At 34.4% G+C, this 18,924-nt stretch carries 17 protein-coding genes; 7 read left to right on the plus strand and 10 right to left on the minus strand.

Annotated features, from left to right (window positions below):
- Window positions 1–10 precede the first annotated feature (10 nt).
- Window positions 11–607 (minus strand): TetR/AcrR family transcriptional regulator, encoded by a 597-nt coding sequence (locus BXU10_RS08390; RefSeq protein WP_078226951.1) that lies wholly within the window; start codon window positions 605–607, stop codon window positions 11–13.
- A 107-nt stretch (window positions 608–714) separates the two neighbouring features.
- Window positions 715–1,236, minus strand: a complete 522-nt coding sequence (locus tag BXU10_RS08395; protein WP_078226952.1) for a YceI family protein — start codon at window positions 1,234–1,236, stop codon at window positions 715–717.
- 249 nt (window positions 1,237–1,485) lie between these two features.
- Between BXU10_RS08395 and BXU10_RS08400 the strand changes: the two genes are divergently transcribed.
- The 3 genes from BXU10_RS08400 to BXU10_RS08410 are packed head-to-tail and all read left to right on the plus strand — an operon-like array spanning window position 1,486 to window position 3,630.
- Window positions 1,486–2,460 carry a polyprenyl synthetase family protein gene (locus BXU10_RS08400; RefSeq protein WP_078226953.1) on the plus strand — a complete coding sequence of 325 codons (975 nt, stop codon included), beginning with the start codon at window positions 1,486–1,488 and terminating at the stop codon, window positions 2,458–2,460.
- Window positions 2,461–2,475: 15 nt separating this feature from the next.
- A complete protein-coding gene (locus BXU10_RS08405) occupies window positions 2,476–3,222 on the plus strand; it encodes a hypothetical protein (RefSeq protein WP_078226954.1) in 747 nt (248 codons plus the stop codon).
- A 54-nt stretch (window positions 3,223–3,276) separates the two neighbouring features.
- Window positions 3,277–3,630 carry a hypothetical protein gene (locus BXU10_RS08410; protein ID WP_078226955.1) on the plus strand — a complete coding sequence of 118 codons (354 nt, stop codon included), beginning with the start codon at window positions 3,277–3,279 and terminating at the stop codon, window positions 3,628–3,630.
- A gap of 45 nt (window positions 3,631–3,675) precedes the next feature.
- Here the strand turns inward: BXU10_RS08410 and BXU10_RS08415 are convergent, their stop codons facing one another.
- The gene (locus BXU10_RS08415) at window positions 3,676–4,230 is read right to left on the minus strand and encodes a hypothetical protein (RefSeq protein ID WP_078226956.1); all 555 of its coding nucleotides are present in this window, start codon (window positions 4,228–4,230) and stop codon (window positions 3,676–3,678) included.
- A gap of 118 nt (window positions 4,231–4,348) precedes the next feature.
- On the opposite strand from BXU10_RS08415, the gene BXU10_RS08420 reads away from it, so the two are divergent.
- The 3 genes from BXU10_RS08420 to BXU10_RS08430 all read left to right on the plus strand — a co-directional run bounded on the left by BXU10_RS08420 (window position 4,349) and on the right by BXU10_RS08430 (window position 9,758).
- A complete protein-coding gene (locus BXU10_RS08420; RefSeq protein ID WP_078226957.1) occupies window positions 4,349–7,129 on the plus strand; it encodes a 2-oxoglutarate dehydrogenase E1 component in 2,781 nt (926 codons plus the stop codon).
- A 78-nt stretch (window positions 7,130–7,207) separates the two neighbouring features.
- Window positions 7,208–8,449 (plus strand): 2-oxoglutarate dehydrogenase complex dihydrolipoyllysine-residue succinyltransferase, encoded by a 1,242-nt coding sequence (gene odhB, locus BXU10_RS08425; protein WP_078226958.1) that lies wholly within the window; start codon window positions 7,208–7,210, stop codon window positions 8,447–8,449.
- A gap of 85 nt (window positions 8,450–8,534) precedes the next feature.
- Window positions 8,535–9,758, plus strand: a complete 1,224-nt coding sequence (locus BXU10_RS08430; protein WP_078226959.1) for a TCR/Tet family MFS transporter — start codon at window positions 8,535–8,537, stop codon at window positions 9,756–9,758.
- 81 nt (window positions 9,759–9,839) lie between these two features.
- Here BXU10_RS08430 and BXU10_RS08435 read toward each other — a convergent pair whose 3' ends face one another.
- The 7 genes from BXU10_RS08435 to BXU10_RS08460 all read right to left on the minus strand — a co-directional run bounded on the left by BXU10_RS08435 (window position 9,840) and on the right by BXU10_RS08460 (window position 18,211).
- A complete protein-coding gene (locus BXU10_RS08435) occupies window positions 9,840–11,291 on the minus strand; it encodes an RNA-binding domain-containing protein (protein WP_078226960.1) in 1,452 nt (483 codons plus the stop codon).
- A gap of 145 nt (window positions 11,292–11,436) precedes the next feature.
- Window positions 11,437–11,877, minus strand: a complete 441-nt coding sequence (locus BXU10_RS08440; protein WP_078226961.1) for a retropepsin-like aspartic protease — start codon at window positions 11,875–11,877, stop codon at window positions 11,437–11,439.
- Window positions 11,829–14,477 (minus strand): CHAT domain-containing protein, encoded by a 2,649-nt coding sequence (locus tag BXU10_RS08445; RefSeq protein ID WP_078226962.1) that lies wholly within the window; start codon window positions 14,475–14,477, stop codon window positions 11,829–11,831. Before BXU10_RS08445 ends, BXU10_RS08440 begins: the two co-directional genes overlap by 49 nt.
- Window positions 14,478–14,601: 124 nt before the next feature.
- Complete coding sequence (locus BXU10_RS08450; RefSeq protein ID WP_223255409.1) at window positions 14,602–16,362, minus strand: PKD domain-containing protein; 1,761 nt, start codon at window positions 16,360–16,362, stop codon at window positions 14,602–14,604.
- Window positions 16,278–16,553, minus strand: a complete 276-nt coding sequence (locus BXU10_RS25220; RefSeq protein ID WP_223255410.1) for a hypothetical protein — start codon at window positions 16,551–16,553, stop codon at window positions 16,278–16,280. Before BXU10_RS25220 ends, BXU10_RS08450 begins: the two co-directional genes overlap by 85 nt.
- A gap of 185 nt (window positions 16,554–16,738) precedes the next feature.
- Window positions 16,739–17,722, minus strand: coding sequence for a hypothetical protein (locus BXU10_RS08455; protein WP_078226963.1), 984 nt, complete (start codon window positions 17,720–17,722; stop codon window positions 16,739–16,741).
- Window positions 17,723–17,914: 192 nt separating this feature from the next.
- Entirely contained in the window at window positions 17,915–18,211 is a 297-nt protein-coding gene (locus tag BXU10_RS08460; RefSeq protein ID WP_078226964.1) for a hypothetical protein, read from the minus strand.
- A gap of 126 nt (window positions 18,212–18,337) precedes the next feature.
- Here BXU10_RS08460 and BXU10_RS08465 point away from each other — a divergent pair, with 126 nt between their 5' ends.
- A complete protein-coding gene (locus tag BXU10_RS08465) occupies window positions 18,338–18,922 on the plus strand; it encodes an RNA polymerase sigma factor (RefSeq protein ID WP_078226965.1) in 585 nt (194 codons plus the stop codon).
- Window positions 18,923–18,924 lie beyond the last annotated feature (2 nt).

Raw genomic sequence — 18,924 nt, forward strand, 5'->3', positions numbered from 1 at the left:
TGATGAATATTTAAGTAATAATTTTTTTAAGTTGTTTTTCTAATTCTAGAATCCCTAAGGGAGTCGACATTGCTCTGGTGTGGTATTCAAGTGCTTCTAATTCTAAATCTTGTGCCTCTTTTTCAGAAATCGTATTTCCATTTATCTCAAAGATCAGTGTGTAATAAAATTTCACATATTTATCTACGGGTATTTCTGATCGGTAAAATCCTTCTCGGATTCCTTTTTCGATATTTTGCTTAAAAACCGTATTACATTCGTTTATCTCTCTATTAACTAGTTTATTGTAGGTTTCAGAGTAATGTTTTTTTAACTGATACATTGGAGAGGTGTCTCCGCTATTGAACATTTCTTTGAACATTTTTCGAATTTCAAAATTTTCTTCAATAGCATTGTAATCTTTTTTTACTATTGCATCAATGCTTTGATGTACCTCTTTATGCAACACCCCAATACTTTCTTCTATCAACACCTCTTTGTTACAGAAGTATTTATAAATAGTTTTTTTAGAAATGCACATTTCGCAAGCGATGTCATCCATTGTGATGCTTTTGAAACCCAGTTTCAAAAATAATTCACTTGCTTTTGAAATAATTTTCTCTCTCATTTTAATTTTCAAATTCTATTACTAAAGTATTTAGGAAACTAAAGTTACAAAAAAAGTTTCCATTATATTTGTAATAATTTTACATTAACTTATTCATTATGTAGGGTTTAAATACTGAATTCTAAATTTGCAATAAGTTTGATATCTTTTCCCAATGCCAATCCTCCGTTGTGATTATAGGAATTATAGTCTAAACCAAAATCCTGACGTTTAATGTCTCCCTTAATTTCAAAAGCAACTTTTTTCTCTCCGTTATAGTTATTAACACCAATAAACTCTGCGTCAAGTTCTACAACTCGTGTAACATCTTTTATGGTTAAGTCTCCTTTAAAAAAGTTGATATTATTATTTACTTTTTGAAAAGATGTTGATTTGAAACTAATTATTGGATGCTCATTTACATTAAATAAATCATTCAGTTGCAGATGAGAGTCGATTTGCTGAAAACTATCTGCTTTATTGTTTATATCTAATGAAAAAGCAACTGATGCATCTTCAATTTCATTATCCTCGATATTTACATAACCATCAAATTTGTTTGCAGTTCCTCCCAAATAAGCAATTATCGAATGCCTCATTTTTATTAAAACATCTGACTGGCTAGAATCTACGGTCCATGTTGTTCTCATAAATATTTGATTTAATTGAGTTTATAAAAGCTTAAATTATATTGGAAACTTTTTTAGTGTTATTAGTTTCCGTTTGCAAATATAGAAAGGAAACTCATAACACCAAAAAAGTTTCCATGTTTTTTTTAAAATAATTTTAAAGGATTAAAAATGAGGTAATATTAAATTCTGATGAGCATTTAAATTTTAAAAACAATAAATTCATATTTCAATTGTATCTTTGGGCTTCGTAAATCAGAATTCCATTTTATGCACGATATTAGTCAGTACCAGGATTTTTTTATTAGTTATCTAAAAAGTCAAAACAGAACCAAAGAGCCTACTAACCTTTATGAACCCATTATATATATTTTAGGTCTTGGCGGAAAACGTATGCGTCCGGTACTAACTCTAATGGCAGCCGAAGTTTTTGACACTGATTATAAAGTAGCACTTCCGGCAGCAATGGCTGTAGAGGTTTTTCATAATTTTTCGTTGGTGCATGATGATATTATGGATGATGCACCGTTGCGAAGAGGACAAGTTACGGTACATGAGAAATGGAACCTGAATACCGGAATTCTCTCTGGAGATGCTATGCTTATTTTGGCGTATCAGTATTTTGAACAATACGAACCGGAAGTTTTCAGGGATTTAGCAAAGCTGTTCAGTAAAACGGCCCTTGAAGTTTGCGAAGGTCAGCAATGGGATGTTGATTTTGAGACCCGTTCAGATGTTACAATTCCTGAATATCTGAAAATGATAGAATATAAAACAGCCGTTTTGGTTGCTGCAGCAATGAAAATGGGTGCCATTGCAGCAAAAACCTCAGAAAAAGAAGCTTGTTTAATTTATGATTTTGGACTTAATTTAGGATTGGCTTTCCAGCTTCAGGATGATTATTTAGATGCTTTTGGTGATCCTGAAACTTTTGGAAAACAAGTAGGAGGAGATATTATCGAAAACAAAAAAACCTATTTGTACTTAAAGGCAGTTGAGTTTTCTGGTTCTGAAAAAGCAGCAGAATTAAAAAAGTTGTTCAGTTTGCAGTTGGAGGATAACACTGATAAAATAGAAAATGCCAAAGCAATTTTTAACGAATCCGGTGCGTCAGAAGCTACTCAAAAAGCTATAGAAATGTATACTTTTAAGGCTTTTGAAACACTTGATAAAATGGATATCAGTGTAGAAAAGAAAAATATTCTGAAAACTTTTGGAGAAAACCTAATGGGCAGAAAGGTTTAAAATAAATCAGAATTTATGAATGCTATTGTAAGCTCTGTTTTTTTTAATGAACAAAATTGTGATGCCAAAAAACAATTGTTTTTTGCTGCTTGCTTCCCTTTTTTTACCCTTTTCGCTTTAGGTATTGACAGTGTTTTTTTTAATGAGCAATATTTTGACGGTCGTCAAATTACAAACTTGTTAGCAATACTCTATTTCTCCTTTTTCTTTTGGGTTTCCGGTTCTTATTTAAGAAAACTGATGTTTGTGATGGTTTTCTTGTCTTATATAGGAGAAGTGATTTTTTGCACTTTGCTCGGAATGTACCATTACAGAACTACAGTTATTCCTTTATATGTTCCTTTTGGTCATGCAATTGTATACGCTTCAGGTTATGTTTTTGCACATGCAGAATGGGCAGTTAAGAACGACAAATTTCTTAGAAAATATTTCGCAGTTGGATTTACATTACTGTTTTTATTAGTTGGAATATTTCTGAAAGATGTTTTTTCATTGGTTTTCGGAATCTTTTTCTTTTTGCTTCTAAAGAGAAAAAAATGGCAGAATTTATATTATTTCATCGCCCTTTGTGTTATATTTATTGAGCTTGCCGGAACTTATTTTCAATGCTGGAAATGGGTGCCTAAAACCTTCGGATTAATTCCCGCCGCCAATCCGCCAATGGGAGCTGTATTTTTCTATGCAGGCGGCGATGTTCTTTTGTCTAAAATTGTAGATTATTGGAAATCAAAAACCATAAAAACCAATATCGATTGTAATTGAATTGATTTTAAAGTTGCCATTGCCATTAAAATTGAATTTTGAAATTGAAAAAATATGTATGTTTCACCATTAAATACCGATTTATTATTCGAAGAAGCTCAAAAAGATTCTTTGTATCTGAAATTAATTGAACAGCTCAATAAAGATTTTAATTTGGCAAACGAAGGCATAGATTTTCCGCTGAGCATCACTCCGGAAGAATTAAAAATCCAGCTTCACGAAAAAATCTACCGAATGATTCAGTACAAATTTGCTGAATACCTCAATTTGCTATACATAATTGATGTTCCTGAAAATGAAATCAAACAACTTGACGGGTCAGATTTGGTTGTTCTTGCTGAAGAGGTTTCTTTTTTAATTCTAAAAAGAGAATGGCAGAAAGTTTGGTTCAGGAATTTTTATAAGTAGAATCATGATCTTTCTAAAACGTGTTGTCTTTGTGTAATTTGAGCTTTAGAAATAAACCCTCACAAAAGGCATAAACGCAGATCCGTACAAACTTCTTTTTTCATTAAATAAAACATCATAGCGACCACCTACAGTTACGCTTCCGGTTCTGTAACCAGCACCAAGATATAGTGCCGTGTTCCAGTAATTATCTGAATAGCCGGGTACGTTATCAAGGCGTTCATATTTTGTATTAACCCTAACTTGTTCCAGTTCAGCAGATAACTGCATTTCGGGAATGGGGTTTACTAATCCGACAAGACTCCCCCCATATATGTAAGAATGATATTGGTTTTTAGAAGATAAATAGCCAAACTGCAGTCCTAATCCAACTGCGACAATTTCGTTAACATTATAAATAGCGCTTGGCATTACAGAAATATCAGTATATCCGGAGCCAAATCCAAGACCCAATCCGCCACCAAATTGCACTTTGTCCCAAAACTCTTTATTGTTATCGATTACATTATTTTCGTCCTGTGCAATTGTAAGATTTGAAAATAGGCTAATCAAAATCACAAAAAATGATTTGAAAACGATTGAAAGATGAATTTTCTTCATAGTTTAGGCTATTTTTAACAAATTTTTACGTAAAAGTACGTAAAAAAATCATTTAAATAATATCGATTGTTGTACTTTTGCCATTCTATATAACAAAAAGTATATTCACTCAAATATTATGGATAGGTTTTCATTTTTAAATGCAGCGCATACCGAGTTTTTTGCACAATTATACGATCAATATTTAGTAAACCCAGACAGCGTTGAGCCAAGCTGGAGAAGTTTTTTTCAGGGCTTTGACTTTGGAATGACTACTTATAACGACGAAAATCCTGTGCAAACAATCGTTGAGTATGTAACTACTACTAGCGACAACGCAGATTACAGTAAAGTTTCTGAAAAATTACAAAAAGAATTTAACGTATTGAAATTGATTGATGGCTACCGTTCACGTGGTCATTTATTTACCAAAACCAATCCGGTTCGTGACCGTAGAACTTCATCTCCAACTTTGGATATTGAAAACTTCGGATTAACTACTGCAGACCTTTCTACAGTTTTTGATGCTGCACAGGTTATTGGTGTTGCTCCTTGCTCTCTGCAGGATATCATTACCCGTCTTAAAGCAATTTACTGTCAGCATATTGGTGTTGAATATATGTACATCAGAAACCCTGGTGTTGTAAAATGGATTCAGGATAAATTGGGTGTTAACAACAATCAGCCTAATTTCTCTGTTGAAGAAAAACAAACTATCCTTAATAAATTAAATGAAGCTGTTTCTTTCGAGAACTTTTTGCATACTAAATATGTCGGCCAAAAACGATTTTCATTAGAAGGTGGTGAAACCATCATCCCGGCTTTGGATGCTTTGATCGAAAAAGCTGCTGAAAAAGGAGTAGAGCAGTTTGTAATGGGAATGGCGCACCGTGGCCGTTTGAACGTTTTGGCAAACATCTTCGGAAAATCTACTCAGGATATCTTTAGCGAATTTGACGGTAAAGATTATGATCAGGAATATTTTGACGGTGACGTAAAATACCACTTAGGTCTTACAGCCGACAAAAAAACAAGAACAGGAAAAAGCATCAATATCAATTTAGCACCAAATCCTTCACACTTAGAAACGGTTGGAGCTGTTATTGAAGGAATCACAAGAGCAAAACAAGATAAATATTACGCTGATGATTTTTCAAAAGTATTACCAATCGCTGTTCACGGAGATGCTGCAATCGCAGGACAAGGTTTGCTTTATGAAATTATCCAAATGGCACAATTAGACGGTTACAAAACCGGAGGTACCATTCATATCGTAATCAACAACCAGGTTGGATTTACAACAAACTATTTAGACGCGCGTTCATCAACTTATTGTACAGACGTTGCCAAAGTAACACTTTCGCCTGTATTACACGTAAATGCCGATGATGCAGAAGCTGTTGTACACGCAGTATCTTTTGCATTAGATTACAGAATGGAGTTTGGACGTGACGTATTTATCGATTTATTAGGATACAGAAAATACGGTCATAATGAAGGTGATGAACCTCGTTTTACACAGCCGGTTTTATATAAAATCATTGCAAAACATCAAAACCCAAGAGATATTTATGCTGAAAAGCTTTTATCAGAAAGCGTTATTGATGCCAATTATGTAAACACAATTGAAAAAGAATACAAAGCAGATCTTGAACAAAATTTAGAAGCATCCCGTAAAAAGGCGTTGACAATCATTACTCCATTTATGCAAAATGAATGGAAAGGATTCCAGCAGGTTTCTGATGATGTAATGTTGAAAAAGGTAGATACTTCTTTCGATAAAAAAGGCCTGGATTCAATTATCAATACGATTTCAACTTTACCTTCGGATAAAAAATTCATCAATAAAATCAACAAAATTGTATCTGACAGAAAAACAGGATACGATAACAACACCTTAGATTGGGGAACTGCAGAAGCATTGGCTTATGGTTCTCTTTTAACTGAAGGATTTGATGTCAGAATTTCTGGTCAGGACGTAGAGCGTGGTACATTCTCACACCGTCATGCGGTAGTTAAAGTAGAAGATTCTGAAGAAGAAGTAATCTTACTGAACAATATCGAAAACAAAAAAGGAAAATTCGGAGTATTCAATTCACTTTTATCAGAATACGGAGTTTTAGGATTTGATTACGGTTATGCTTTGGCAAACCCAAATGCTTTAACAATCTGGGAAGCACAATTTGGAGATTTCTCTAACGGTGCACAAATTATGATTGACCAGTATATTTCTTGTGGAGAAGATAAATGGAACAACCAAAACGGTATTGTTTTATTATTGCCACACGGATACGAAGGTCAGGGAGCTGAACACTCTTCTGCAAGAATGGAGCGTTACTTACAGCTTTGCGCAAGACACAATATGTATGTTGCCGATTGTACAACGCCAGCGAACTTTTTCCACTTGTTGAGAAGACAAATGAAAACAGATTTCCGTAAACCTTTAGTGGTTTTTTCTCCAAAAAGTTTATTGCGAGATCCAAGATGTGTGTCTTCAGTTGAAGAATTAGCAACAGGAAGTTTCCAGGAAACTATCGATGACAATACAGTAAACAAAAAAGACGTAAAAACTCTGGTTTTCTGTACCGGTAAATTCTACTATGATATTGCTGCTGAAAGAGAAAACAACGGAAGAAAAGATGTGGCAATTGTTCGTATCGAGCAATTATTCCCTTTCCCTGCAGAACAAATCAAAGAAATCATTGCAAAATATCCAAAAGCTGATGATTATGTGTGGGCACAGGAAGAACCTAAAAACATGGGAGCTTACAGTTTTATGCTAATGAACTTTGATCTTGTAAAATGGAGACTTGCTTCATTAAAAGCTTACGCGGCTCCGGCAGCAGGAAGTTATACACGTGCAAAACGCCGTCATGCAGATGCAATCAGAATGGTATTCGATAAAAATTTATTCAGATAAAAAAATGTTTCAAGTTTAGAGTTTCAGTTTTAACATTAACATGAAACTTTAAACAATACAACCTTAAACAAAAATAAGATGATTTTAGAAATGAAAGTCCCATCACCAGGGGAATCAATAAAAGAAGTTGAAATTGCAACTTGGTTAGTAAAAGACGGAGATTATGTAGAAAAAGATCAGGCAATTGCTGAAGTTGATTCAGATAAAGCTACTCTTGAATTGCCTGCTGAAATGAGCGGTGTAATTACACTAAAAGCTGAAGAAGGTGATACAGTAGCAGTTGGTGCTGTAGTTTGTTTAATTGATACTGATGCGGCAAAACCATCTGGTTCTGCAGCTGCACCAGCAGCAGAAGCTCCTAAGGCTGAAGCTCCAAAAGCAGAAGTAAAAGCTGAGGCTCCAAAAGCAGCTCCGGTTCAGGCTCCGGCAGCAACAAGTTATGCAGCCGGGACTCCATCTCCTGCAGCAAGAAAAATATTAGACGAGAAAAATATTGCTCCGGCAACTGTTTCAGGAACTGGTAAAGGCGGAAGAATTACTAAAGATGATGCTGTAAATGCAGTGCCTTCTATGGGAACTCCAACTGGTGGAAGCCGTGGAACTGAGCGTACTAAATTATCAATGTTACGTCGTAAAGTAGCAGAAAGATTAGTTTCGGCTAAGAACGAAACAGCTATGCTTACTACTTTTAACGAAGTAAACATGACGCCAATCAACCAAATTCGTAATGAATACAAAGACGCTTTCAAAGCTAAACATGGTGGTTTAGGTTTAGGTTTTATGTCTTTCTTTACAAAAGCAGTAACAAGAGCTTTACAATTATATCCTGATGTGAACTCTATGATGGACGGTGATTACAAAATCGCTTACGATTTTGCTGATATCTCAATCGCTGTTTCCGGACCAAAAGGATTAATGGTTCCTGTTGTTCGTAATGCTGAACTTTTAACCTTCCGTGGAATCGAAGCTGAAATCAAAAGATTGGCTTTAAGAGCTCGTGACGGTCAAATTACAGTTGACGATATGACTGGTGGAACTTTTACAATCACTAATGGTGGTGTTTTCGGAAGTATGTTATCTACTCCAATCATCAACCCTCCTCAGTCAGGAATCTTGGGAATGCACAACATTATCGAGCGTCCAATCGCTGTAAACGGTAAAGTTGAAATTCACCCAATGATGTATGTTGCTCTTTCTTACGATCACAGAATCATCGACGGACGTGAGTCAGTTGGTTTCTTAGTGGCTGTTAAAGAAGCTTTAGAAAATCCGGTAGAATTATTGATGAACGGAGATGCTAAAAGAGCATTAGAGTTGTAATCAAATAAATTCTTAGAAATAAAAAAATCCGTTTAGAACTTCTAAACGGATTTTTTGTTTATTTGCCTAACTAACCAACTCATTTATGTCAACCAAAAAAAAACAGGCAGCAATAGGCTTTATCTTCATCACCATGTTAATCGATATTACCGGATGGGGAATCATCATTCCGGTTATTCCAAAACTGATTAAAGAATTAATACACGGAGATGTGAGTGAAGCTGCAAAATATGGAGGCTGGTTGACATTTGCTTATGCGATGACACAATTTTTGTTTGCGCCGTTAATTGGTAATTTAAGTGATAAATTTGGGCGAAGACCTATAATTTTAATTTCCCTTTTTGCTTTTGCACTGGATTATGTTTTACTGGCATTTGCTCCAACCATTACATGGCTTTTTATAGGAAGAATAATTGCCGGATTAACCGGGGCAAGTATTTCAACCGCTTCGGCATATATAGCCGATGTGAGTACGCCGGAAAACAGAGCCAAAAATTTCGGAATGATTGGTGTAGCTTTTGGACTCGGATTTATAATTGGGCCAGTTCTGGGTGGTATTCTGGGACATTACGGATCGAGAATTCCGTTTTATGCAGCAGCAGTTTTGTGTCTACTTAATTTTCTGTACGGATATTTTATTCTACCCGAATCATTATCAAAACAAAATAGGAGATCAGTTAATCTAAAAAGAGCTAACCCGATTGGTGCTTTTTTGAACTTAAGGAAATATCCTTCGCTTTATGGATTGCTGATTGCCTTATTTTTGATTTACATAGCAGCACATGCCGTGGAAAGTAACTGGAGTTATTTTACGATGTATAAATTTAACTGGAACGAAAAGATGGTCGGAATTTCGCTGGGCGTTGTCGGAGTTTTAGTAAGTCTCGTTCAGGGCGGTTTGATACGATGGACCAGTAAAAAATTAGGAAACAAAAAAAGTATCTATATTGGAATGTCTTTATACACCCTTGCCATGTTTTTGTTTGCTTTTGTTTCAGAAAGCTGGATGATGTTTCTCTTTTTGATTCCGTATTGTCTTGCGGGAATAGCCGGACCTGCATTGCGAGCCATAATTTCCGGCCATGTTTTGCCAACAGAACAAGGAGAAATTCAGGGTACAATTGCCAGTTTAATGAGTGCTGCAACGATTATCGGTCCACCGGTAATGTCGGGTCTTTTTTATTATTTTACGCATCAGGACGCGCCTTTTGAATTTCCGGGAATGCCTTTTATACTTGGAGGAATCTTGATGATGAGCAGTGGAATTGTTTCTTACCTTTCATTGAAAAAACATTCGAATAATAATTAATCAAATTTATAAAAGTTTAAAATCCCAAATTCCAGTTAAGGAGTTTGGGATTTTTTATATGTAAATTTTAAGAGAGATTATTTATGCCCAAAAAGGAATGTATTTTTTATATTTTCTAGAATTACTGGAAGGATCATCATCTTTTATCAAACCTTCAATTATTGTGTCTTTTATAATTCTTGAGGCTATTGCTGAATTCTGTTCTTCAATTTGAAAACGCTCTCTTAAACTTTGATTTGTCATTATGTCATTTGACACATAACATAAACATGCATGTTGGTAACAAGCTCTAACTTTATCTTTTTTATCTAAATGATTAAGTTCTTTATAGCTAAACATTGTAATTCTGGTTCTTTTTTCAGATACAATAAAGTCTACTGCAGGTAATTGGTACATTTCATTGTAAAAAATCACTTTATCTATACCGCTTCCCTTTTCTTCGCATATACCAAATCTTCTTAAGATATCTGCTAATTTTTCATTTCGGGATATGTACTCATCAATAAAACGCTGAGGTGTTATTAGAGGTAAACCTGGATTGGAAATTTCGATTCTGTCTGAAAATATCTCAATCATAGGAAATCCTTTTTCATTAAAATCTTGATGGATAAGAGCATTAGCGACTAATTCTCTTATTGCAATCTCGGGATACATTTTTGTTTCTTTTCTAAAAGCTCTTCCTATTTCTTCATTCGCAGGTAACTGGCCATTTATCCAGTCAATGAGTCCGTCAAACCCGACGGCATATCCTCTTTTACCAATTTGTTCTCTTATTGTTTCGACTTTATTCTTTCCCTTATATACAATTACTCTAACCGCCTTTCTCCCTATTTCGTCAAATTCTTCAAGATTTTTAGCTAATAAAATAGCTCCTAATTTAGTTATATCATAATTGCCCTTACTCTTTTTTATAAATTTTTCAGAAATGAATTTTTCAATTACTCCTTCCTGAGTATTTGGGTACGGGAGTTTTAATAATTCGAAATAGGTCTGAGAATTAAGTAAACTAATTATTTCCGAAGAAGTAACATTTGTTTTTGCAACAAGGTTTTCTAATGGTTTATCGGGAGATTTTCTCCAAATTTTCCCTTCTTTTTCAGGGAATTCACTTAATTTTCTAGTATAGCTAGCTATTCTGATATATGGAATATGTAGAAAATCTACTGGACGATTGTCAGCGCTTGGAATTATAATCATAGAAATCCGTATTCCATCATCATAATCAAATTCATGAATTCTGAAATCAATTTTTGGGGCTAATCGATTAATAAGCCAGCTTTCCAAATCTTCTCCCCCTTTCTTATGTGATTTTATTTTAAAAGTTGTTCCTATAACTTTATGAGTTTTATCTTCTACTCCAAAAATCAAATAACCAAAAGGTTGGTTATGTAAGCAAGCTCCATTCGATAATGCTGATATTCTTTCACCTATTTCTTCAGCTGAATGATAGTTTAATTTAAATTCAACCCATTCACTTTCGTTAGGCTGTTTAGTTAAATCGTTTACGATATTTATTAACTTTTTTTGTTCCATAATCAAATAACCATCAAATAAGAAACCCTTGAATTTATTGGGATTAAAAGTAAAAATACATCTATTTGTCAAATAACTATCAAATAAGATTCTCTTTTTGGTTTTAATTGTTGATAACTTTTTATTTGTTTTTGATTAGTTTTTATTATTGCTTTAAGTACAAATAATGATTAAAATAATCAATAATCGCTTTTCCTTCCAGCAAAATATCAGCGCCAATGATGCCATGAACAGGTTTTGCTTTGTATTGCTGCAAAGCTTCATTAACGTGTGATAGGTCAAAAATTACCAGACTAAAATCGGTATTTTTCCAGGAACCCAACTGAAGCATATTGTGCTTCGAAATTTGTGTTTTCATTCCGGTTCCGCCGGCACCTGCAGCTTTAGTTTTAGATTTTTTTGTGGTTAAATCGAATTTTTCAATACTTTCAAAACCCACACAGGAATTTGATGCGCCGGTGTCTAAAATAAAAGTTCCGGAAACACCATTGATTTTGGCTTTAATAGATAAATGCTGTGTTTTGGTAACTTTGAATTTTATTTTTTTGTATTTCTCTTTTTTGAGAACCTCGTGAAGATTTTCCATTTTAGATAGTGATTGAAAACCAAAAATAAACCAATTACAGCCAATAAACTAATGATGTACCAGATATAATAGGCTGATTTTTCTTCTGGCGAAATAGAGCCGTAATAGACAAACGAACTCCAGTAATAAGGAGATTTTTTAGCGTTTGGAATCGATTTATCATTTAAGAAATCAAGTTTTGAGTTTGTATTGGCTTCAAAGTAAGTTTGCTTATTTTTGATATTTTTATAGAAATCAGTCATAAAAACCGACGTTGTATAATCGTTTACTTTCCATAACGAAAACAACAAATTGTGTGCTCCTGCAAACTGAAAACCTCTTGCTACACTCATCGCTCCTTCGGCTTTGTAAAGTTTTCCAATTCCGGTTTCACAGGCACTCAACACTACTAAATCCGGATTTATATTAAGATTGTACAATTCTGAATATAAAATTTCCTGATCATAAAATTTAATACTTGCAGGAGTTTGAATATCACCCGATGAAGCATGTGTGCTTAAATGCAGAATCGAATAATTAGAAACGTTATTTTTGAAATTATCGAAACGGGCATCGGTGTTTTCTAAATATTTGCCTTTAAAATTACTCCGGATTGATGCCAGTTCTTTCTTCGAATAACGCAACTCAAAAGCCGTTTTTTCGAAAACAGGAAAAACACCCAAAACGGTTTTTTCGGATTTAGAAATGGGTTTGGAATTTAAATAAATATTCGCCGAAGTATTATAGGCGATCTTAAAATCGTTCAGCAAATAATGCATTTTGGCAAAATTTGTTGTATTTGATGTACGTGTAATCAATGCTTCAAACGGAAGAAAATTCAAAATGCCATCAGGAACAATGATTAGGTTTTGATAAATCGAATTACCAGGCAATTGTAATAGATTATAAACATTATTTCCGGAACGATTATAACCCGCAATATCATTTATAATAGCATTGGCGTCATTAAAATAGTCCAGAAAAAAAAGAATATCAGCTAATTTTCCGTCTCCAATAGGAACTCTGTTTAATGAAATTTGATTGTGTTGTAAAGTAAAATAATACAATTTTTCAACACCCATGAAATAATAAACCATAATGGCTTTGTCATTTTGTAATTTCTTGAACAATGATTTTAAATCACAATTTTCCGGAATATAATCTTCATTTTCAGCCTGAATTTTCTTCAGTGAAAGCGTCAATTCATTTTGCTTTTGGATAAGATTATTGATTTTCGAAATATCTGCAGCATCTCCTTTTTGCTGTTCTTTTAAAATGGCATTATTTAAATTTTGAAATTCCTGCAAAAGCTGTTTTTCTTCTGCGGAAGCGTTTTTAATATTCGAACGATAACTTTTTAAAATTCCAGATTTAGTTCGTTCAGATAATTGAAAGGCTTTATTCATATATTCAGTTTTTCCTTCCTTTTCATATAAATTTTTATAAATCGAAATACATTTTTCAGTTCGGCTTCGTGATCGCAATTGCATCAGGATTTTGGAGTTTTCGTAAACCAAACCGTTCATCAGTAAATCTTCAATGTAAAACGAAAGTTCAAAAGCTTTCAATGCCTTTTTTGGCTGTTTAAGCTGTAGCATTTCTGCCTGAAGGTCGATTGCATCTGTCAAAACAGTTTCCGGATATAACTGGTTTTGATTTGGCAGAAGGTTTTTAGAATTATAACTTGGAATTAAAAGTTTAAAAACACCCGAAATTTGCTTTGTACTTTCGTCATATTTTCTTTCATCAAAAAGTAATAAAGCTTTTTCATAATAAAGTTTAGCCAGTTTTCGAGGCTGATGGTTGGGCGTTTTTAAAAACAGTTCTTCAGCTTTTTCTATATAAGAGTTTGCTGTTTCGAAGTTTCGTCTTTTTCGGTTAAGTGTTGCAAGATTTCGATAAGAATTCGATAAAGTTTCATATTCATCTTTTTCTTTTTGAAGAAATTTTATTGAGGATTCAAATGCTTTTTCAGTCTTTTCTCTTTTTTCGGGGAATAATAAATTTCCTCCTGAACTTAGTAAATAATTACTTCCCAGATTATTCAATAAAATTCCTCTCTGGACATTCGATAATTTTTCAGTTTTTAAAGTATTTTCCAAAAGTTCAATGGCCATTGAGATCTTGCCCGAACTCTGATAAACATTCGATAAATTGAGGATTGCTGCTATTTTTTGTGATTGGTTTTTCTCTGTTTCAGCAATAAAATAATACTGTTTGATCGTATTTTCAGCACTGTCATAATCGCCCAAAACAGTGTATAAATTGCCCAGGGGTTTCAGGCAATACTCAATAATATCGTAATTGTTAAGTTTGTATTTTTGGTACAATTGCCAGGCTTTTTCATAACCTGAAACCGCATTGTGTGTCTGTCCAAACTGATTTTGATAATACGCCTTGTTGCAGTTTAAAACCACTATGGACAATAATTCGTCTTTGGTTTTTGGTTTTGGATTTTTCCAGAAAGCGGTTTCGGTATTGGTTAAGTTTTGCAGCGCTTTCGCTGAAGGATGGGCAACAAATGAATCAATTGCGTTGTAAATTTTGTCTTCGGGGTTTTGCCCAAAAACAGTTAGATTCAGGAAGAAGAAAATTAAACCATATAAGCGATATAAGTTCATATAATTTGCTGCGTGTTTTGTTGTTTCACAGAGATACACAAAGGTTTTTCACAAAGATGCCCAAAGATTTAAAATAACTTTGCTAATCTCTGTATTGTCTTTGTGTATCTCTGCGGAATAACTTTTAAAACTTCCAGATCCCATAAACCTGAAAATAATTAAAATCCTTTTCAAAGTTCATCACATACCGAGCCCCTAAACTAGGGCCAATCCTTGCAAATCCAGCAGTTAAATCGAATAAAAGTCCTGTGTTTAAATTTGCCATTGATGCTTTGGCAGAATTTGATTCTGTTCTGGTATTAATTATAAGTTTATCTGAATCTCCCTCGTAAAGGTCTATTTTTTTGCTCTGACGCTGTTCCTGTGCAACATTTATGTTTGCCTGAAAACCGGCACCAATTCCTATGTAGTTATTGATGTTGTAGCGAATAAGAACCGGCACTTCCCAATTAACGCTTTTGTTTTCTGTACTTGTTGTGGTGCGTTGTCTTTGCTTTACACCATTGGCATTGGTAATTACTTCAGTAACCACATTAGCTGCGCTATCATAATTATTTAAACTGTTTACCCATTCTGCCTGCCAGTAAAAGCGGTAGGATTTAAAAGGAGAAATAGTTGCACCAACAAAATAGCTCGTTGAATTATCTAAATCAGGATAGAAATTATACCCGGCTTTAGCGCCAATCGATATTCCGGGTAAAAATCGGGTAGTGGCGTAATTGGTAATGATAGGTTCATTTTTGTCAAAAATTATTGCTGTTCGGCTTTTGGTTTTTACCTTATGAAAGTCTTCATTAAATTTCATTGAATATCGTACAAAACCTTTAGTACTGTCTTTTTCCTGAACGTTTTTTTGTTCAGTTCCCGGCAAATAAATATTCTTGAAAGTAAAAATGATTTGTTTTTGTTTAATGATAGTGTCGAGACAGCTTACGGTTGGTTCTTCGCCTTTTGGACAAATAGGGCATTCAGGATACATGCCTTCAATCTGGAATGTTTTTTTGTCGAACATATCCGGAATATCGGTTTCTAAACGAATTTTTCTGGCAGGTCCTTCTCCATTGTTTTGAAAACGGGTTTTAAATTTCACTCTTTTAAATCGGACGAATCTATAATTAATCAAACTTCCGTTAGACCCCATTTTGTTGGGATCGTGAGAGGTTACGATTTCCATTTCGAGGTTTTTGACTTTATGGTTTTTAAAACTGCGGTTTGGCACAAAAATCCCGCGCATGGTAACTGTTGCACTGGTATCTTTGATCATTTCCGGAGTGGTTTTGAAAGTATAAAAGACATTTCGGGTTTCATTTGGATTGGCTTCGTCAAATTCCAGGATCGAAACATTGTGATAAAGAGTATGTGCCTCTTTTAAACTTGCCTCTAAATCTTCTTCGGTTGTAGTATTTTTATATTTTTTGAATTTAAAAGTGTTTTCGGCAGAAGCCAGATAGGATTTCGTATCATCGAGATCGTCAATTGAAGCTACTGTGTTTTCTTTTACTTCACGTTCGCCTGCATAGTTTCGAAAATCGACCAGTTCGAAATTATTGTTTTTGAATTGCTTCTCATTATAAAAAAGATACAGTTTCCCATTTGAGACATAATTTTCCAGATTTTGATAACTCACTACAACTAGCATTTCCTGTTCCGGAATGGGGTCACAGTTTTTTTGAATGGCAAATCCGTTTTGGTCGGCAATCGAGGCGATGTCCTGATAAGGATCATCTGCTATTTCGTTAACAGCGACTTTTTTTGGCCGTGTAGCAGGAGGTTTTCCGTTATCATAATTGTTGGTAACGGCTAATCGGGCGGTGTAATTCCCCTTGTTTTTGTAGACGTGTTTGGGTTCTGCCTGTTTGCTGTAATGTCCGTCTCCCATTTCCATAAATAAGAGTAGCTTGGTTTTGGCGCACCGGCAATTGGAATTAATGGAGGTGTTTCGGGTTTAAACGTTACCGAGTTGCCTTTTTGGGTATAGCTTATATTTGCTCTTCGGGTGATGGTGTCTTTTACTTTGGTTTGCGCCAACACCATTGCTGATGATAGAAAAATAAAACAGCATAAAAGTTTTTTCATGGTCGAGGAGGTTTTTTAGCCCTGATGGGAGCGGCATCCTTTTTCTGGCTTCTTTAGACAGAAAAAGATACAGCGGACAGCAGGATTAGCTTCTGAAAATCATCAGAGTTAGTTTAAAACAGCATTAAATGTAAAAAAAAGTGATGAGCAAATCATCACTTTTTCCTAAAAAAAGTATTTGAAAGTTACTGAATGGCATTGATTGCTGCTACCAGTTGAGCTTCTGAACCTACTGTTGTTTCAGCCAAAGTAAAGCTGTAGGTTTGATTAGCGGCAATTGTAACACCTTTGATAGCATAACGCCATTGACCGTTATCTTCGGTAGCAAAAATGATGTGACAAGCTAAACCAACAGGAATCTGGCCATAGTGTTCGCTGAATAATCCGGCAGCTGTGTAAGTATCTAACTTAGCCAATGCATTTTGTCCTTCTCCGTCATAAGATAAGTAAATTGCACAATTGTTATTGTCATAACCTTCTGGAGCATCTACTAAAATAGTAGTTTTAGGTCTTGGATCGCTGTAGAATTTATCAACATTTGTCCATCCGAAGTTTCCAAAAGTTACATAATAATTGTTTCCTTCGCCCTGAACCCCGCCTTTTCCGCCTGTACCGTCAGCACCGTCTTTGGCTTCTCTCCACACTAAGTTTTCATCTTCATCAATGTTTCCAAACCAAAGTGTCATGGCATTATCCAAACCGCCAGTTAAATTAGTTGGTACAACCAGATTTATAGAGCAAGAAGTTGCCAGATCTACACCACCTTGCGTTGCTTTAATAAAGAATTCACCTCCGGAGATCAATAGGTTTTTCTTTCCGTCTGCCATTAAACCCATAGTTGGTTTATTGGTTACAAGCATATTTCCTTTGTCAAAAATTTCAACAAAATCAATGTTAATAGCACCTGTTACAGCGTTTCCTGCTTTAGTAAGACAGTTTCCGTTAATGGTGATTTTTACACCTTTTGCTGATGTAAGCGTAATAGCACCTGCACCTGCTGTTGCTGTAAAATGTTGTGTTTTTCCTGCCAAAGCCTCATCTCTTACAGCTGCAAATTCTGATGCCGATGGTGGTATAATTTTTTCGTCTTCACTGTTGCTGTCATCACAGCTTGCAAATGTTGCTAATGCTAAAAATAATAGTCCGATTTTTTTAAAATTTGTGTTCATGATTTCTAATTTTTATAAATCTGAACTGATTTTGATCAGTTGGTTTTCAGATTCCGGTTGTTAATTTAATTTTTATATTCTTATATCAATTCAGGGTTGATATTGTTACCCTTATTTTTAAAAATTCTTTTTATACCGTTATATCAAATCGCCTTTACAATTGTTACCCCTTTATTCGAAGTTTTTTTGAAACTATTTAGAAAGGCACTTTTCTTCAAAAACATTTCCGTCTTCGTCTAGTGCCACCAAAATTTGTTTTTTGCGAAGACTAATCAGTAAATAAAGCCAGACTATTGACCAAAGTCCTATGGTTGCAAAAACCAAAGTCAGCTGCAAAGAAGAATTGATTTGTTTTTTTTCTTTGGATAAAACCACATAAGGAAGTTTGTCGTTTTTTTCAATCACAATAAATCCATTGCGAATTTTGTTCGACAGTATCTGTTGAAACTTGGCAAAATCTTTCTCGGTTGTAAATTGATAACTTCCCATTTCTATGTGATTTTTAATTCTAAATAACCTTTTATTACTCTATATCAATTTGCGGTTATTATTGTTACCTTCTTTTCTGTAACTTTTTTCAGATTCTTTTTTTTACTTTAGCTAATAATTTTCGATATGGAAAAAAGTAAAACACATTCTGACCAAATGTATATTGACGGTATAGCGGCAAATGACTCGGCAATAATCCGTTCTATCTATAAAAATTTCGTTCCCAAAGTGGTTTTCTATATAATGAATAATTCCGGAGACAAGGATCAGGCTCAGGATGTAGTTCAGGAAATCATGATTTTGCTTTTTAATCAGGCAAAAGCCAATACATTACAGCTGACTTGTCCGTTTGATGCGTACTTCTTTTTGTTGTGCAAAAGGAAATGGCTTAACGAATTGAAAAAAACTTCGAATAAAGGGGTAACAATTAATGAAGATTTTGCATCTATCAATGAATCTGCTCTTGAATTGGTTCAGGAAGCCGAACAATTTGATGAAAAACAGCAGCTTTTTGATATGATGTTCCAAAAATTAGGAGATAAATGCCAGGAGGTGCTAAAACTGAGTTTCGCCATTAAATCGATGGAAGAGGTTGCCGAAAAACTAAACGTAACTTACGGATATGTCCGTAAAAAGAAATCGCTATGTATCGGACAGCTGACACAATGGATTCAGGAAGCAAAAAATTTTAAATCTCTTAAAAATAATTAGCC

This window comes from Flavobacterium sp. LM4, from assembly GCF_002017935.1.
GTDB lineage: Bacteria > Bacteroidota > Bacteroidia > Flavobacteriales > Flavobacteriaceae > Flavobacterium > Flavobacterium chungangense.

What these genes read in the sequence shown, in the direction of transcription:
- BXU10_RS08405 (WP_078226954.1), top strand. Translation starts at nt 2,476, where the DNA reads ATGAATGCTATTGTAAGCTCTGTTTTTTTTAATGAACAAAATTGTGAT.
- BXU10_RS08415 (WP_078226956.1), bottom strand. Translation starts at nt 4,230, where the DNA reads ATGAAGAAAATTCATCTTTCAATCGTTTTCAAATCATTTTTTGTGATT.
- BXU10_RS08410 (WP_078226955.1), top strand. Translation starts at nt 3,277, where the DNA reads ATGTATGTTTCACCATTAAATACCGATTTATTATTCGAAGAAGCTCAA.
- BXU10_RS08460 (WP_078226964.1), bottom strand. Translation starts at nt 18,211, where the DNA reads ATGGGAAGTTATCAATTTACAACCGAGAAAGATTTTGCCAAGTTTCAA.
- BXU10_RS08420 (WP_078226957.1), top strand. Translation starts at nt 4,349, where the DNA reads ATGGATAGGTTTTCATTTTTAAATGCAGCGCATACCGAGTTTTTTGCA.
- BXU10_RS08455 (WP_078226963.1), bottom strand. Translation starts at nt 17,722, where the DNA reads ATGAACACAAATTTTAAAAAAATCGGACTATTATTTTTAGCATTAGCA.
- BXU10_RS25220 (WP_223255410.1), bottom strand. Translation starts at nt 16,553, where the DNA reads ATGAAAAAACTTTTATGCTGTTTTATTTTTCTATCATCAGCAATGGTG.
- BXU10_RS08445 (WP_078226962.1), bottom strand. Translation starts at nt 14,477, where the DNA reads ATGAACTTATATCGCTTATATGGTTTAATTTTCTTCTTCCTGAATCTA.
- BXU10_RS08450 (WP_223255409.1), bottom strand. Translation starts at nt 16,362, where the DNA reads ATGGAAATGGGAGACGGACATTACAGCAAACAGGCAGAACCCAAACAC.
- BXU10_RS08395 (WP_078226952.1), bottom strand. Translation starts at nt 1,236, where the DNA reads ATGAGAACAACATGGACCGTAGATTCTAGCCAGTCAGATGTTTTAATA.
- BXU10_RS08440 (WP_078226961.1), bottom strand. Translation starts at nt 11,877, where the DNA reads ATGGAAAATCTTCACGAGGTTCTCAAAAAAGAGAAATACAAAAAAATA.
- odhB (WP_078226958.1), top strand. Translation starts at nt 7,208, where the DNA reads ATGATTTTAGAAATGAAAGTCCCATCACCAGGGGAATCAATAAAAGAA.
- BXU10_RS08435 (WP_078226960.1), bottom strand. Translation starts at nt 11,291, where the DNA reads ATGGAACAAAAAAAGTTAATAAATATCGTAAACGATTTAACTAAACAG.
- BXU10_RS08390 (WP_078226951.1), bottom strand. Translation starts at nt 607, where the DNA reads ATGAGAGAGAAAATTATTTCAAAAGCAAGTGAATTATTTTTGAAACTG.
- BXU10_RS08430 (WP_078226959.1), top strand. Translation starts at nt 8,535, where the DNA reads ATGTCAACCAAAAAAAAACAGGCAGCAATAGGCTTTATCTTCATCACC.
- BXU10_RS08465 (WP_078226965.1), top strand. Translation starts at nt 18,338, where the DNA reads ATGGAAAAAAGTAAAACACATTCTGACCAAATGTATATTGACGGTATA.
- BXU10_RS08400 (WP_078226953.1), top strand. Translation starts at nt 1,486, where the DNA reads ATGCACGATATTAGTCAGTACCAGGATTTTTTTATTAGTTATCTAAAA.